Source organism: Brevibacillus brevis, assembly GCF_900637055.1.
Taxonomy (GTDB): Bacteria; Bacillota; Bacilli; order Brevibacillales; family Brevibacillaceae; genus Brevibacillus; species Brevibacillus brevis.
Map to the genome: position 1 here is coordinate 2,019,850 of NZ_LR134338.1, position 18,735 is coordinate 2,038,584.

Annotated in this window: 2 protein-coding genes; both read left to right on the plus strand. The window is 47.2% G+C overall.

Going from position 1 to position 18,735, the window contains the following annotated elements:
- Position 1 precedes the first annotated feature (1 nt).
- Positions 2 to 11,332: an SDR family NAD(P)-dependent oxidoreductase gene (locus EL268_RS10210; protein WP_106653682.1), complete on the plus strand. Its 11,331-nt coding sequence runs from the start codon at positions 2 to 4 to the stop codon at positions 11,330 to 11,332.
- A gap of 18 nt (positions 11,333 to 11,350) precedes the next feature.
- Entirely contained in the window at positions 11,351 to 18,712 is a 7,362-nt protein-coding gene (locus tag EL268_RS10215; protein ID WP_106653681.1) for a beta-ketoacyl synthase N-terminal-like domain-containing protein, read from the plus strand.
- Positions 18,713 to 18,735: the final 23 nt, after the last annotated feature.

Sequence of the window (18,735 nt, forward strand, 5' to 3'; positions counted from 1 at the left end):
AGTGCATGATCAGTTTCTCATAACGATCAACCATCCAATCCTCAAAAATCATAAAGCGCACGGTCAGGAGCTGTTGCCCGGATTAGCCCATATTGATCTGTTGTATCAAATGTTTCGAGAAAATGGTCATGATTACAGCGAGCTTGAGCTTCGTAATCTAACGATCTATCATCCGATCATGGTGGGAAAAGATTATGATGTCATGCTGAGCATTTGGTGCACGCAAGGCAAAGCAGGACAGTGGCAGATTCGGATGGAGGGTCAGACACAGCGCAACGGCATTGTAGACTCGGAGAAAAAACTGTATGTCACTGCTGAAATGCATCAACGTGCCTCTACGCAGTTCGATGAAACGCTGGATCTTCTCATGCTAGAGCAGGCGGCAACCAAAAAGGTCAATCTGCATGACGTATATGAGCAATGCCGCCGTCAGGAATTGGTGCACACAGGTTTTATGAAGGCAGAAGGTACGATTTACGAAACAGATTCAGCGGCGGTAATGGAGATTTCACTCGGTAAACATGCCCTTCCCAGTGCGGAAGGGTTCATGTTTCACCCGACACTGATCGATGGGTCTGCGATCGGCTCGATGGTATTGTTCACCTCGGTAGTCCAAGAAGAACAACGGCTATTTTTGCCGCTTTTTTATGAATCTTTTCGTGCTACAGCTCTATTACAGCAGCATTGCTTTGCCAGAGTACAAACTTCATCCATTCAACGAAAAAATGAACTGATGTATATGACGATGGAGTTCTTTGATCGATCAGGTAGAAAAATAGCACATTTGCAAAATTTTGCGGGCAAGTTAGTTCGTGATCCTGGTCTGATCAATCCCAATAAAAAAGAAGTACCTCAGCTTCGAGCGGAGATCCAACCATCGAAGCAAACGGTATCTCTGTCAAAAGGAGCTGTTCAAGAGGCGAATGAATCGCAATCTGCCTTAGTGAGTAAAGCACAAACGTTTTTACAACAACTGCTGGCAGCTCGATTACAAGTTCCCGCCGCGTTGATTGATACGCAGATTGGTTACTATGAAATGGGGCTTAATTCACCGGGCTTGTTGGAAGTTGTGAAGGCTGTCGAAGAGAAAGTAGGAACGCCGCTGGCTCCTACTTTATTGTTTGAATATACGAATATCGCTGAGTTGGCCGCCTATCTTGCTGAGAATCATGCTTCCATATTCAGCGGGCTTGATTCGATGAAACAGGAAGGCAGACAAGAGCTGCCGCAACCTGCCAGGGTCGTAGATTCATCAGCAACCTCTGAGAGTCATGCAGCGAATGCCGATGAAGAAATTGCGATCATTGGGATGGCAGGGCGTTATCCAGAGGCAAGAAATCTCCATGAATTCTGGATGAATTTAAAAGAGGGCAAAGACTGCATCAAAGAAGTCCCGAAATCTCGCTGGGATTGGCAGCAGTTTGGAGAACTCAAATCCCCATCTGGGAAGCAGATGTCGAGATGGGGAGGGTTTATTGAAGACCCTGATTGCTTTGATTCTCCCTTTTTCAGAATATCGCCGCGGGAAGCAGAAACGATGGACCCCCAGGAGCGTTTGTTTTTGGAAACATGCTGGGAAGCGATGGAAGATGCGGGTTATACGCCGAAGACGATTGTTCCGCCGCGGGGGAGCAGTAACAGGCGGCAGGTTGGTGTCTTTGTTGGCGTGATGCACAAGGATTATTCCCTCATCGGAGCGGAAGCGATGTCTCGGGGAGAAATGTTCCCGCTATCCTTGAACTATGCACCGATTGCTAATCGCGTTTCGTATTTCTGCAATTTTCATGGTCCGAGCATGGCGATTGACACGGTATGCTCATCCTCGCTGACGGCTGTTCATTTGGCGCTGGAGAGCATCAAGCGCGGTGAATGTGAGGTAGCATTGGCGGGGGGCGTCAATTTATCCTTGCATCCTGGCAAATATTTGTCATACGGCATGATGGATATGCACTCGAGTGATGGCTATTGTCATACCTTTGGCAAGGATGGCGATGGGTATGTTTCTGGAGAAGGCGTCGGTACGGTCGTGTTGAAGCCATTGCGCAAAGCGATTGAGGATGGAGATCATATTTATGCCGTGGTAAAAGGAAGCAGTGTGAACCACGTCGGATCGGTGAGCGGGCCATCCGTACCAAGCCCTGTTGCTCAGGCAGAAGTGATTACAGCATGCCTGGAAAAGAGCGGTGTGGACGCGCGAACGATTCGTTATGTAGAGGCGCACGGGACTGGAACTTCTTTAGGCGATCCGATAGAAATTCAAGGATTGGTGAAAGCGTTTCGTCAATATACAGAGGATCAGCAGTTTTGCGCAATTGGCTCGGTGAAATCAAATATCGGGCATGCAGAATCTGCCGCGGGTATCAGCGGTCTGCAAAAAGCTGTTCTTCAGCTTCACCATAAAACGCTCGTTGCTTCCTTACATGCCAAGGAACTAAATCCGTTTATTGACTTTGCGCAATCACCCTTTTATGTACAGCAACAAACAGAAGAATGGAAATCGGTGATCATAGAAAACGGCCAAGAAGTCACCGTTCCGAGACGAGCAGGGGTAAGCTCGTTTGGTGCTTCGGGGTCCAATGCCCATATTATTTTGGAAGAATACATTCCAGCTGAAACAAAGCCGAAAGCGCAAGCCATTGGTGGTAGAAATAACCCAGTGATGATTCCGCTATCTGCCAAAAATAAGGAACGATTGCAAGCTTATGCGCAAAAAGTAGCGGAGTTTCTAAAAGGGGCATCAACTGACAATCCCCCTCAACCAAGCGCGGAAGAGAAGCGAAATCAGCTTCAAGAAATGCTGGAGAAGAAGCTTCGCAATATTTTATCCAGTATTATTCATGTGGCAGAAAGCAGCATTGAGATCGAACAAGAGTGGCATGAATACGGAGTAGACCTCGTTCAACTCACACAGCTCAAGCAAAAAATGCAAGAGGAGCTGCAAATTCAGTTAGATATCAAGGAGTTCGATCAAAGCAGCTCCATTGCTTCTGTTATCGCTTCTCTCATGGATAACCATCGAGATGATATAGAGGCAGAAGTTTTGTCTTTTGCTGATCCAGAAACGCAACTCGATCTGGAAAATGTGGCGTATACCCTGCAAGTTGGACGAGAAGGGATGAAAGAACGAGTAGCCTTTGTCGTCGAGAATATACCAGAGCTGATCGGAAAATTGGAAGCTTATTCGAAAGGCGAGAATACGATCGATCATTGTTGGGAAGGAAGCTTGAAGCCGAACAACGACTCTCAACAGCTTATCCAAAGCTGGATTGCAGAAGGCAACATCAGAAAAATGGCTGAATTATGGGTGACAGGCTATGAAATGGATTGGGAGCAGCTTTACCTGAATCACAAACCAAGACGTGTTCCCCTGCCGACGTACCCATTTGCGAAGAATCGTTATTGGATTCCAGAGAGCAAAAATAAATCTGTAAGCGGCAAGACAGCCACTCCATTCACGAGCGAAACTGCGATTCATCCACTATTGCAGCGGAATACTTCTGACTTTTCTGAACAGAGGTTCAGTTCGACATTTACAGGTCAGGAGTTTTTCCTATCAGATCATGTTGTGAAGAATCAGAGAATCTTGCCGGGAGTTGCCTATCTGGAGATGGCAAGAGCAGCAGCAGAGCAAGCAACGGCTGCCTTGACAGAAGAACCAGCCAAGATTCAACTCAAAAACGTGGTTTGGACACGGCCAATGGTTGTGGGTGACCAACCTGCACAGATACATATCGGTCTTGTTCCCGAAGAGAATGGTGAGATTACTTTTGAAATCTATAGCGAGTGGGAGGCTATGGATGCAGAACCTGTCGTACACAGTCAGGGCAGCGTCATGCTTCATTCTGTTGCTGAGAAACATGTGTTGAATCTGCCGTCCTTACAAGCAGAGTGCAGTCAACGTGAGTTTTCATCCGAACAATGCTACAGCATTTTTCATTCAATAGGAATGGATTATGGTTCGGCACATCAAGGAATTGACACCTTGTATGTAGGGGAGGGCAAAGTATTAGCCAAGCTGTCCATGCCAGCCTCCGTCTCCGAAATGGAGAACTCTTTTGTCCTGCATCCAAGCCTAATGGATTCTGCATTGCAGGCATCTATCGGGATCATGATGGTCGGGGAAGATACACCATCAGCGGATGATCATTCCAGCCGCAAGCCCTCCTTGCCTTTTGCCATGGAGGAAGTCGAAATTCACGACAAGTGCACATCCTCGATGTGGGCGTACGTTCGCTACAGTGCCAACAGCAGCGCAGCTGACAAGGTGCAGAAGCTGGATATTGATTTGTGCGATGAAAAAGGAACTGTTTGTGTACGAATAAAGGGATATTCCATGCGAGTGCTGGAGGACGGGAAGCCAGCGAGCCACGTCTCTTCAAGCAGCGCTTCCTCCGCAACCTCACTGGAACCTCCGGTGGGGAATCTCATGCTGTCCGCTGTGTGGGATGTGACTCCAGTTGAGAAGGGGGAGCTTTTCCCTGCTGCTGATGAGCAGGTTGTCATTGTGGGCGGAAATGAAGAGAATGCGAGCGCCATTCAACAACACTATCCACGAGCAAAAGTGTTGTCCATTCAGGCTGAGAATACGATTGAGGAAATCGTACACCGACTGGAAGAGCTTGATTCCATTGATCATATGGTGTGGATCGCTCCTTTTGATGCGATAGATTCCTTGGCGGATCATCGATTAATCGCAGGGCAAGATCAGGGAGTGATTCTATGCTTCCGAACGATTAAAGCCTTGCTTCGCTTGGGATACGGAAGTAAGGAGTTGGGGTGGAGTGTCATCACGGTTCAATCCCAGCCCATTCGTAAGACAGATGTTGTGAATCCTTGCCACGCCAGTATTCATGGGTTGATTGGTTCGATGGCAAAGGAATATCCAAACTGGAAGATTCGACTCATGGATGTAGAGGACGAATCTGAATGGCCATTGGATGATATGTTGAGGATGCCAAGAGATCGTCAGGGGCGTCCGTGGGTTTATCGCCAGGGTGAATGGTATCGCCAGCAGTTGCTTACCGTCGACCATCCTCCGATCAATCAGACTCGTATGAAGCAGGGTGGCATTTATTTGGTGATTGGCGGTGCTGGTGGCATCGGCGAAGCGTGGACCGAATATATGATTCGTACCTATCAAGCCCAGATCATATGGATGGGGCGTCGTCAAAAAAATGAAGAGATTCAAGCGAAGATTAATAGGCTTGCCGCTTTTGGGCCAGCACCAGACTATATAGCAGCGGATGCAACGCAGCAGAAAGCTTTGCAACAAGCTTATGAACAGATAAAACAAACGTATACACAGATTGACGGAGTTGTTCATTCTGCCATGGTCTTGGTTGAGGAAAGCTTGGAAACGATGCAAGAGGAAGGTTTCCGAGCAGTGCTTTCGTCTAAGGTAGATGTGAGTGTGAACATCGCTTTGGTGTTTGAGAAGGAGCCTTTGGGTTTTGTCTTATTCTTCTCATCGCTCATGGCAGTTACGAAAGCTCCGAAGCAAAGCAACTACGCGGCTGGATGTACCTTTAAGGATGCCTATGCTCATCAATTGACCCAAGCATGGCCATGTGCGGTGAAACTGATCAATTGGGGATATTGGAGCAGTGGGCAAGTGGAAGAGTCTCATCAAGAGATGGTAGAAACGTATCGTCGTTTGGAGCAAATCGGCATTGGCCTTATTCAGCCTCCAGAAGCAATGCAAGCGATAGAGACACTTCTCGCAGGAGCCATGGATCACGTTGCTTTCATGAAGATCACAAAGCCTATTGTCATTGAAGGGATGAAGGTAGAAGAATGGGTGGATATTCACTCTGAACGTTATCCTTCCTTGCTACAGTTGTCCGCCCATGAAAATGAAGGGCTTCCTGATGTGGTGGCTGCCTTTATCAAGGAGAGATTGAAGCAGGATCCATCAGCGCGAATCCGGATTCTCGAAATCGGAGCAGGTACAGAATCTGCCAGTTCCTTGATTTTACAAAAATTACATGCCTATCAATCTTTTGTGAGCTTCCAAGTTTTTGATCCAGAAGCGGCGTTAGGTGAACAAGGAATGAATGCTGGTGATTACGACCTGATTCTCACAGCTGATAAACTGCACACCGCTCAACAAATTCGCCAAACCCTGCGTAACTGCAAGAATCTCTTAAAAAGGAATGGCCTGCTTCTAGTAAAAGAGATGACCGCTCAAAACGTAGTGAAAGACCTCGCAGCAGGTCTTTCACTACCTCTGGAAGCTTGGCAGAAAGTATTGAGAGATGAGGGCTACCGAGTTGTCTCCTATCCACAGTTGATGATTGCTGAAAGTGACGGCGTTGTCCGCAAGTCCAAACAACAGCAGAAATCAATGGGGACCTCAGCTTCTCCTCTACCCATTCCTTCAAATGCTGACAGAGGAACAAGCACAGAGGATATGCTTCGGGAGAAAAGCATAGCCTATTTCAAGCAATTGGTCGGAGAAACACTGAAAATTCCATTCGACCAGATCGATTCTTCTGCCGCCCTCGAGGAGTATGGCATTGATTCGATTATGATTGTGCAAATGACGAATGTCTTACGAAAAAAATTGCATCAGATCAGCACGACGCTCTTTTTTGAATATCAAACGATCGATGCGCTGGTCGAGCATTTCATGACAACACAAGCGGATGAATTGTTTGCATTAGTAGGAATAGATGAACAGCAGCCTGTTCAAAAGCAAATAACCAACGCAGCAGCTTCTGCAAAGCCAACCAGAGAGCAAGCCGGGTCGACATTTCGAAAGGCAAAGTCCCGCCGTTTCCTGCAAGTTCTTGATACGGAAGCGGAAAAACAAACAGCGCCGTCCAGACAGGATGTCGCGATCATTGGTCTTGCAGGCCGTTATCCGCAAGCGGAGGATGTCTGGGAGTTTTGGTCTCGCCTGAAAGAAGGGAAGAATTGCATCACGGAAGTGCCGAAGGATCGTTGGAATTGGCAAGAATATTTCAGCGAAGAAAAAGGAAAAAGAGGATACATGTACACCAAATGGGGCGGTTTCATCGAGGATATGGATAAATTCGACCCGCTATTTTTCCAAATTTCGCCTAACGAAGCGGAGCAGATGGACCCTCAGGAGCGCTTATTTTTACAAACGGCATACGCCAGTATGGAAGATGCGGGCTACACTCCTGCCACTTTAGGAGACAGCAGAAAAATTGGTGTGTTTGTTGGTGTCATGAACGGAAATTATCCAGCAGGAACGAGCTACTGGTCGATTGCGAATCGTCTTTCCTACTTGTTCAATTTCCAAGGACCAAGTCTGGCAGTGGATACGGCGTGCTCCTCTTCTTTGACGGCGATTCATTTAGCCTTGGAAAGCCTGTACAGCGGTACAAGTGAATGTGCCATTGCTGGCGGGGTCAATTTCATTGTCGATCCGTTTCACTATATTCGACTGTCGGGAGCGACTATGCTATCTGCTGGTGACCGCTGCAAGTCGTTTGGCGATCAAGCGGATGGCTTTGTAGATGGGGAAGGTGTGGGAGCTATCGTATTGAAGCCTCTGCAAAAGGCGATTGCCGACGGAGACCACATATACGGCGTGATCAAGGGAAGCATGCTCAATGCAGGCGGCAAAACAAATGGATATACCGTACCAAACCCCATCGCGCAGTCGCAGGTAATCCACGAGGCATTGCAGCGGGCGGGAGTGGATGCTCGTGCCGTCAGTTATATCGAAGCGCACGGTACAGGTACCGCTTTGGGCGATCCAATCGAAATTGCGGGACTGACTCGCGCATTTGGACAATATACGAAAGACAAACAATTCTGCGCCATCGGCTCGGCCAAGTCGAACATTGGACATACGGAGAGCGCGGCAGGAATTGCAGGCTTGACCAAAATACTGCTTCAGATGAAATATGGTCAAATCGCACCATCCTTGCACGCTGAGGTAATGAATCCAAACATTGATTTCAGTGATACCCCCTTTGAAGTTCAACAAAAGCTGGCAGAATGGAAACGACCCATCATTGAAAGCAACGGAGTAACCAAGGAGTATCCGAGAATCGCGGGGCTATCGTCATTCGGGGCGGGTGGAGCCAATGTCCATATCGTCATCGAAGAGTATCACGAAAAGGATAGACAGCCCGAGAGCAGCATTCAGCCACAGCAGCCTAAAATCATCGTGCTCTCAGCGAAGAACGAAGAGAGGCTGTTCGCTCAAGTGAATCGATTATTGAAGGCGATCACAGAAGAAGCATTCACCGATGCCCATTTGGGTGATATCGCCTTTACGCTTCAAGTAGGGCGTGAAGCGCTGGAAGAACGCTTGGCTGTTATCGTCAGATCAGTGGGTGAGCTCGCGGAAAAGCTAACGCATTTTGCAGAAGGCGCAGAGAACATTGCCGAGCTGTATCGTGGGCGAGTGAAACGCAACCATGACACGGTAGCTCTTTTTGCTGATGAAGATATGAAGAAAACCGTGGAGACATGGATTGCCAAGGGGAAATATGCAAAACTGATGAACCTTTGGGTCAAAGGCGTCTCTTTTGATTGGAATAAGCTATATAGTAACGAAAAGCCGCGTCGCATCAGTTTGCCTACCTATCCTTTTGCCAAGGAGCGTTACTGGATAGACGTTCAAAAGCCAATGGCAACAGGTATGCCCGAAGCATCTTCGATTAGAGGGGATATCCTCCATCCATTGCTTCACAAGAACACCTCTGACCTCTATGAACTGAGATACAGTTCAAGTTTCACAGGGCAAGAGCCGTTCTTGGCTGACCCTCTTGGAAACGGGCAGCGCTTCTTTCCACTCACTGCTTATCTGGAAATGGCACGGGCGGCAGTGAAACAGGCAGCAGGAGATAGAGAGAGGAGTTTATCTGGAATTCGAATGACCCATGTTGCGACAGATCATCCACTATTTGTGGGCGATGATCTGGTTCACGTACATCTAGGTATCTATCCAAAGGACACTGGCGTGCTTGCTTATGAAATCTACAGCGAATCGAATGAAGATGATACCAAGTCTGTACATAGCCAAGGTATGGTCGAATTCACTTCGCTTGTTGAAGCACCAATTTTGGATCTGCCTGCCTTGCAAGCCGAGAGCAGCGAGATGCTTACTGCCCGACAATGCTACGAGCTGTTAAAAGAACGTGGAATGGATGATCATCCGAATTTTCAAGGGATTGACCAAGTATACAGGGCGCGGGGACAAGTTCTGGTAAAACTCTCCTTGCCTTCGATTGCCATGGAGACAGCAGAACAATTCGTTCTCCATCCAAGCCTGCTGGAGTCTCTGATGCAGTCATCTCGTTATCTCATCACGGAGGCTACATCATCTGACAGCATCAGCTCCATCCAACCAGATGGTAGTTTTACGCTTGAAGAGCTGGAGATCTTCGAGAATCATCCTGCTGTGATGTATGCTCTCATTCGATCCAGTGATAAAGCGGAGGCGGAGGCAGCTAAAGTAGATATCGATTTATGTGATGAGACAGGCAGAATAGGCGTGAGGATGAAAGGTTTTGCAGTTGGAAGTGAAAAATTGGGTGTAACGGTGAGAGAGACCCAGGAAACAGTGACTTCCACTCCTTCGCTGATGGGAACCACGATGCTCACTCCAGTATGGAACGCCGTGTCTGTAGAAAAAGGGGAAGTCATTCCAGCAACAAGTGATAAGGTAGTCATCGTTTGCGCCGAAGAAGGGGACAGAAGTCTCCTTCAACGTCATTACCCTCAAGCTGCTGTTTTGCCGCTTCAGTCAAAGGATTCTATCGAGGTAATCACAAGAAAGCTGGAAGAGCAGGGTGTGATCGATCATATCATGTGGGTGGCTCCTGACAGCTCTGTGGAATCCGTAAAAGAGGAGTCCTTGATGATCGAGCAGGAACGGGGCGTTATTCAAGCTTTCCGCTTGATCAAGGCTTTGCTTGCGTTGGGGTATCAGACGAGAGACTTGGGCTGGACGATCATTACTGTTCAGGCGCAGGCTATCTCCAAAAAAGATACGGTCCGTCCAACGCATGCCAGCATCCACGGATTGATCGGATCGATGGCGAAGGAATATCCGAACTGGAAGGTACGACTCGTCGATTTGGAGGCGCATGCCGAGTGGCCGCTTCGTGATATTGTTGCTTTGCCTGCCGACGCTCATGGAAACGCTTGGGCATATCGTGGACACGCGTGGTATCGCCAACAGCTGATGCCCGTGCAGAGTCCTTCTATCAGTCAAACGGTTTATAAGCAACATGGAGTCTATGTTGTGATTGGAGGCGCGGGCGGTATTGGACAAGCGTGGAGCGAATACATGATCCGCACCTATCAAGCACAAATCATTTGGATCGGTCGCCGCAACAAAGATGAGTCGATTCAGAACAAAATAAATCAACTTGCTGCCCTAGGACCTGCACCGCTCTACATCAAAGCCGATGCTACGGATCGCGAGTCGCTGCAATCTGCTTGCGAAGAGAGCAAGAAGCGATTTGGCAAGATTAACGGGGTGATTCATTCCGCCATTGTTCTCCTTGATAGAAGTCTGGCGAATATGGACGAGACGACCTTCCGAGCTGGACTTGTACCAAAAGTAGAGGTAAGTGTGCGGATGAGCCAAGTGTTTGGTGAGGAGCCATTGGATTTCGTCCTGTTTTTCTCCTCGATTAACTCGTTTACGAAATCGCCTGGACAAAGCAATTATGCTTCAGGCTGCGCCTTTAAAGATGCTTTCGCCCATCAGCTTGCCAAGGAATGGACGTGTGCGGTGAAAGTAATGAACTGGGGATATTGGGGCAGTGTTGGAATCGTTGCGTCCAAAGGCTATCAGGAACGAATGGAACAGATCGGCATTGGCTCGATTGAACCTTCAGAAGGGATGGAGGCATTGGAAGCCTTGTTATCAGGTCCGATGAATCAAGTGGCGCTGATGAAAACGACCAAGCCACTCGAGATGGACGGAATCAATACAAGTGAATCTGTTGCAGTCGTTTCAAACAAAATTCCCTCCAGCATGGCAAGCATTAAAAATAAATTAAAAGTAAAAGATTTGCCCAAAGCAGCCTATTTTGCATCAGAAATGGATACGGACAGCTTGTTTGATGACGTACAAGCAACGATCATTCAACTCGCCTCTCTAATCCTGAAGGTAGAGAGCGAAGAAATCGATACGGATATTGAACTAAAGGAGTACGGATTCGACCCAGTCAAGCTCACCGAGTTTTCTACCAAAATCAATCAGAAGTACCAGCTTGAACTGACACCTGCTGTGATGATGGACTATCCAACGCTTAAGCACATCACTGAATTTCTAGTCAATACCACCCTGAAATCTCAATCAGCAAGAGAACAGGACAAACCGGTTCTATACGTGTAAGCCGAAGGAGTGCCTAGGATGAACAAAATGGACGAGCTTCTCTTAAAGTTACTGTGGGGTCAAATGCAGTCGCTCGGCTGCTTTACGGAAAAGAATCAAGCGCTCAGCGATCTCAAAAGACAAGGCGGTCTGCTTGACTTATATGACATGTGGCTCGAAGAAACGGCTTCTGTTTTGGCCCGGAATGATTATCTCGTTTACGATAGCGCAACATCTACCGTGATCGATACTGCTCCCGTTTCTAGTGCTGCTGCCTGGCAGGAATGGGAGCAAGAAAAAGAAGTCTGGCTAAAAATTGCGGATACGAATGCGCAAGTCAAGCTAGTCGAGGCAACCCTGCGTGCTTTACCACAAATTCTCACTGGAAAAGTGCGGGCCACGGAGGTCATCTTTCCCAATTCGTCGATGGCATTAGTCGAGAAGGTCTACAAAAATAACACGGTCTCCGACTACTTCAATGAAGTGCTTGCTGATACAGTGGTTGCTTTTGTTGAGGAACGGCTGAACCAAGATTCTGCGGCCCGAATTCGCATTCTCGAGATTGGTGCAGGTACGGGAGGAACGAGTGCCGTCGTTTTCCAAAAAATAAAGGCGTATCAAGAGCATATCCAGGAATATTGCTACACTGACCTCTCCAAAGCCTTTTTCATGCATGCAGAAAAAGAGTATGGCCCAAGCAATCCTTATTTGACCTATCAGATTTTTAACGTAGAAGAGCCGTTGACGGGACAAGGAATTGATCTTGGCGGCTATGATATTGTCATTGCAGCAAATGTCCTGCACGCCACCAAAAATATTCGCCAGACCGTACGTAATGCGAAAGCCGTTCTAAAGAAGAACGGCTTGCTTCTTCTAAATGAAATGAGTAAAAACACCCTCTTCCTCCATCTTACCTTTGGTTTGCTGGAGGGATGGTGGCTGTACGAAGACCCAGAGCTGCGCCTTTCAGGCTGCCCTGGGTTATCTTCGTCAACGTGGCAGAGAGTATTGGAGGAAGAAGGGTTTCAGTCGGTCTTTTTCCCGACAGAAGAGGCGCACGCGATGGGACAGCAGATTATTGTTACCGAAAGCGACGGCGTGATCCGCCAACAGCAAATAAAACAGCCTAAACCTAAGCCGAGCGTACATGCTGAACAATCAAAAGCAAAGAGAGTGGAAATACCTTCCGCTCCTGAAGGAAGGGCAATCCAGGATGTACTGCGCGAAAAAAGTACGGAATACATCAAACAGCTGATCGCTGAAACGCTAAAAATGCCGAGTAACCGATTGGATGCCTCCGAACCTTTAGAGGCATATGGTATGGATTCCATTTTATCTGTACAACTGATCAATCAATTTCGGAAAATTTTCGGCGAAACCATCAGCGGTACTTTGTTGTTTGAATATCAGACGGTAGAGGACTTAGTCGAGCATTTACTAGAGACACAAAGAGAAGCGCTGATTTCACTCACAGGATTGGATAATCACAAGCAGGAGCCAAATCGAACGGAAGATCATGTTGAGGTTGCCCCATTGCCGAAAACCGAAGGGAAACAAAGTCCAAGAAAAACAAGAGCATTTGCGTCATCTGCTCATTCGCAAATGACGGCGTCCAAGCCCGCGTCCTCCGGTAAAATAGCGATTATTGGCATGAGTGGGCGCTTTGCTCAAGCGAACACCTTGGACGAGTTTTGGGAGAATTTGGTACAGGGTAAAAAGTCTATTTCAGAAATTCCAGCCGAGCGTTGGGATTGGACAGAGTATTATCATCCAAATCGGGAGGAAGCCATTTCCCAAGGAAAAAGCTATAGTAAATGGGGTGCTTTCTTAGAGGAATTTGATCAGTTTGATCCGTTATTTTTTCAGATGACTCCGCGAGAAGCGGAAAACATAGACCCCCAAGAGCGGCTGTATTTAGAAGAGTGTTGGAAGGCGTTAGAAGATGCAGGCTATGCCTCATCGAAGATGCCTGCGGAGCTGCGCAAGCGAACAGGGGTATTTGGTGGCATTACGAAACAAGGATTTCATTTGTACAGCACGGAAACCACCCATCACTTTCCGACAACCTCGTATTCATCGATGGTAAATCGGGCTTCGTACTATCTAAACTTGCAGGGTCCGAGTATCCCGATCGATACGATGTGTTCCTCAGCATTAGTAGCGATACATGAAGCATGTGAATACATCCGAAACGGGAAGGGAAGCATGGCGATTGCTGGTGGAGTGAATCTGTACACCCATCCGCTTACCTACTTTGGGCTGACAGTGGGACAGCTCATCTCTCATACTTCAGACAGTGCTGCCTTTGGGAAGGGCGGAATAGGTTTTGTGCCTGGAGAGGGAGTGGGTGCTGTTGTTCTCAAGGATTACGATCAGGCAGAGCGGGATGGAGACTATATCTATGCCGTGATACGCGGAACTGCTGTCAATCATAAGGGCAAAGCCAATAGCTACATGACACCAAGCCCCAACCCAATTGCAGATGTGATTGGAGAGGCGTTGGAAGAAAACGGACTGGACCCTCGAACCATTAGTTATCTGGAAGCTTCTGCCTATGGGTCAGATATAGTCGATGCCGTGGAAATGACAGCGGTCACGAAAGCTTTTCATAATCGTCAAGGAGCAGATGGGGATTATCGACTCGGTTCGGTCAAACCGAATATCGGGCATTGTGAATCGGCTTCCGGCATGTCGCAGCTGATGAAAGTGATATTGTCCTTACAGCATCAGACGCTGGTTCCAACCCTGATTCCTGACGAATGGAATCCGAATATTCATTTTGATCAACTCCCGTTTCAATTGCAGCGAGAGGTATCGGAATGGAAGCAGGTCACAGTAGATGGGCAGACAGTCCCCCGACGAGCAGGCATTACCAGCTTTGGCGGCGGTGGAGTGAATGCCCATCTTATCGTTGAGGAATACAACCGAATTTCACGAAGCAGTGTAAATGATTCAGAGCCTCAGCTGTTTGTCTTTTCGGCAAAGAATAAAGAGAGATTGCAAGCGTACATTCATCGCTGGATTGGTTATTTGCATAAGAACCGGCATATCGATGTAGCGAATACAGCCTACACCCTTCAAAACGGAAGAGAAGAAATGCCTTGCCGTTTGGCTGTTATCACCGATAGTCAAACAGAGCTTTTACAGCAACTAGAGCGCTGGTTGGAACATCAAGCAGAGACGGAGCATTGCTTTTTTGGCGATCTCAAAGAAAACAAAGAATTGTTGTCAGACCGGGTAACGCGGGCAATCGAATCAAAAGATGTAGGTGAACTGGCAAAATTATGGGTTCTAGGCAATCCTATCCCTTGGCAGAAGCTGCATGAAGGGAAGGAGTTATCCCGAGTCGCTAAGCTCCCAACCTATCCATTTAAGAGGAGAACGTGCTGGATAGAACGCAATCAAACGAATCGCTCTAGGAGGGAGACGAGCATGACATCCGCTCATCCAGAATTCGAAAACAAAGCTGTTGAGATTTACACATATAGCGCCAACAGCAGCGAAGCGGAGTTTTCAGAGGATTACTTGACCGTATGTCCATTTGAAAGGAAGATTCCAGGCTTTTCAATGAGCCGTGTCATATTGAACCCTGAAAAATATCCGTTGGAAAGAGAAATGGTAAGAGAGAAGCAAGTAGAGATGCGCCAAGTACTATTTTGCAAAGAAAATTTCTCTCGTGTGCAAAAAGTGTTGGACTTCGGATGCGGTCATGGGACAGATGTGATTCAAATAGCAGAGCTCTATCCGCATATTGAAACCCATGGATTTACGATTACCAAGGCGCAAGCAGAGCTTGGCAATCAACGAATCGCACAGAAAAACCTGGGGGCTCGTGCGAAAATTTTCAACAAAGACAGCTCCAAGGATGCCTTTCCCGCTCTCTACGACATTATCGTCGGAATTGAAGTGAGCTTTCATATTCGAAATAAACATGGATTATTTCAAAATATCTCCTCTTCTCTGAACGAAGAGGGAACCGTTCTGCTGATCGATTACATAGCCAATACGCGAGGACCGATCGTAGACCAGAACGTAGAAGTCAGCATTCCCACCGTGCAGGAATGGATTGAGCTTTTAGCGGAGCATCAGTTAGTGATCGATGAAATCATCGACGTATCGCCACAGATTGCGAACGCCTTGCATGATCCTGACGTGGAACAGTACATTAAGCATCTGCCTAAAGCCGTTCAAGATTTGTATATCAATACGGTGAATCAGTCCATCTCTCTTGAAAGAGGGTGGATCAGCTATTGCTTGTTTAAGCTGAAAAAAGCTCCGCATCTTGCGTACACGAAGCGTTGTGAATGGAACGCCAGCAAAATAGCGAAGAAAAGACCATATCCAGAAGCATTAGCGGAAATGGTAAACAGCGGTTATATTCCTTATCCGAAAAAGCAAACGAGAACTCTCCCGAATCCAAATCAGCCTGACCACAGCTTTCATTGGAATAGGGAAACAATCAAAGAATCCTTGGTCGAGTCTTTTGCCGCCGTTTTAGGTATTCAACCAGAAGAACTGGAAGAAGTAGAGACCTTGAAGGATATAGGAATTGGCTCACTTAACGCTGTTGCCTTATCCGAAATGATTAACAGCAAATTCAATCTGAAACTACCGACCAGCGTTGTGTTTGAACATCATACGTTAGATGCTTTGGCAAGTTATATTGCTAGCCATTTGCAGCAAGTCGAGCCTAGCCAGCTCCATTCAAGTAAACCATTCATGTCGGATGCTCAAAATCAACCACTGTCATCTAAATATTCTGAACCAAAACGCAATTTGGCAGCAGATCAGTCCATTCCAGATCGGACAAAAATCAAAGCGAGCCTGATCGAGGTCTTTTCTACTGTTTTAGGCTTGAGACAAGAAGAGTTGGAAGAAGTGGAGTCCCTAAAGGATTTGGGAATCGGCTCTCTCAATGCCGTTCAATTGTCCGAAGCCATCAATAGCAAGTTCCATCTGAAACTGCCGACAAGCGTTGTATTTGAACATAATACGCTAGAAGCATTGGCGAGCTACATCGCTACTCATCTGCCAGAGCGACAGGTAGAGCAAACAGAATCGTTTAACCAAAATCATAGAATCGGAAATCTTGAAGAGAAGCCTGTATATACAGAGAGAGTCCCAACGCCAAATATTGCCTACGAGCCGCCTAAAGTAGCTCCTGATGATATCGCGATCATTGGGATTTCCTGCCGCACAGCAGGTGCGAAGGGGCAAGATGAGTTCTGGGAGCTTGTCAGTCAGGGCAAAGATTGCATCAAAGAAGTGACCAACCCAGACTGGCGCGCCTTTTTCAAAGAAAATGCACTCGTCGATATTCCAATTAAATACGGGGCGATGGAGGATATTGAATATTTTGATCCAGCGTTTTTCAAAATTTCTCCTACTGAAGCCCAGTCGATGGATGTCACGCAGCGCATCCTTTTACAAGAGAGCTATAAAGCATTAGAGGACGCAGGCTACACCCCATCCATGCTGAGAGGGCAACCGGTTGGAACTATCATTGGCGCTATGGCGGGAATGACGGTAGAACAAGATTTCTCTCATTTTGGCATGCTCGGATCGGATACGAGTATACTTGCTTCGCGCATCGCTTATTTCCTTGATCTAAAAGGACCAGCTTTGGCTGTTAACACTGCTTGCTCATCCTCTTTGGTTGCGATTGATATTGCTTGCCAAAAGCTGAAGACAGAAGAGGTCAATCTGGCCATCGCCGGAGGAATTACGATTTATTCCCATCCTGCTCCGTTTATCTCGATGAGTAACGCAAAGATGCTTTCTCCTACAGGAGAGTGTCGTCCGTTTGACAATGGTGCCAATGGCATTGTCGTTGGGGATGGCGTTGGCGTTGTGATTTTAAAAAGATTGCAAGATGCATTACGGGATAACGACAACATCTATGGTGTTATCCGTGGCAGTGGAACCAATCAGGATGGACGGACATTGGGCATTACCGTGCCTAGCTTCCAAGCGCAAAGCGACCTTCAAAAATCTATTTACGCGAAGAAACAGATTGATGTGGAAGACATTCAATATATCGAGGCGCACGGAACCGCAACCAAATTAGGGGACCCTGTAGAGATTCATGCGCTTAGCGAATCGTTCCGCCAATTCACGCCGAAGAAACGATTCTGCGCAATTGGTTCTTTAAAGGCCAATATCGGGCATACCACAGCAGCGGCTGGGGTGTTGAGTGTCATCAAGGTTTTGCTCAGCATGAAAAACAAGAAGATGGCCCCTTCGATCCATTTTGTCAAAGAGAATGAACACATTGATTTTGAAAACAGCCCTGTTTATGTGAATACCAAGCTGCAAGATTGGCAGACCAATTCCAAAGGCTCTCGTTTGGCTGCGGTCAGCTCTTTTGGCTTCAGTGGCACCAATGCTCATCTGGTGATCGAAGAGTTGGATAGAAGCAAGACCAGATCCGCTGCTCCTGTTGAGGGGCAAGAGATAACGACGGGAGTCTTCGTGCTGTCAGCCGAATCTCGCGAGCAATTAGTGGCCTATGCCAAGAAAACAAAGGCATTTATAGAAAGGCATCATGATGTGAAACTGGCAGATTTCCTTTATACCTATCAGACTGCAAGGGAATCCATGTCTCATCGATTAGCAGTCGTGATCAACAGGAAAGAACAGTTGATTGGGCTTCTAGAGCAATTCATACAAGGTAATGGGGCAAAAACGGCAGATATGTTTATCGGAGAAATAAACAAAACGGGCGGAATCAAGATCGGCGATACAGAAGAGGGAAGAGATTTTATCCGCAATCTCGCTCTGAACAAGAAGATCAAAAAGCTGGCGGAGCTATGGGTTCATGGCAACGAAATAGAGTGGGAAGCTCTCTATTCAAAAGGAATGGTGAGCCGTCTATCAGGTCTGCCAAGCTATCCTTTTGCCAAGGAACGATACCGTTTACCCAAAGTTGTCATAGGCAACCGTACCCATCAAGAAGCAGCCGCCACCTCCGAACTGACAGCAGAAAAAGAACACAGAGCAGCAGACATAGCCAAATCAACGGAGGTACCTCGTGTCCAGACAGAAGAAGCTGATGGGAGGGAGACAGAAATCCAAAACTCCATTATCCATCATGATGCCATACAGGCTGACGAAGACGATACACCACGTAACGAGCTAGTGAGAAAAATTGCTGCTGCTTGGGAAGAGGTACTTGGAGTGAAAAAGGTTGACATCCACAAAAACTTCCAAGACCTGGGCGGTGATTCAATCATGGCCACTCAGATTATTTCCAGATTGAAGAATAGCTTCCCGGTTGATTTGAATCTAGACAATCTCTTTTCGGCGCCAACCGTTGCAGGAATGGCGGAGCTGATTGAAGAGGAACTGATTGCTGTTATTGATGAACTTCCGGAAGAGGCAATTTTGGAGCTATTAAGCTGATGCATTCATCTCTAAGAAAGGCA

Coding starts and splice junctions, on each gene's coding strand:
- EL268_RS10215 (WP_106653681.1), top strand. CDS start 11,351: ATGAACAAAATGGACGAGCTTCTCTTAAAGTTACTGTGGGGTCAAATG.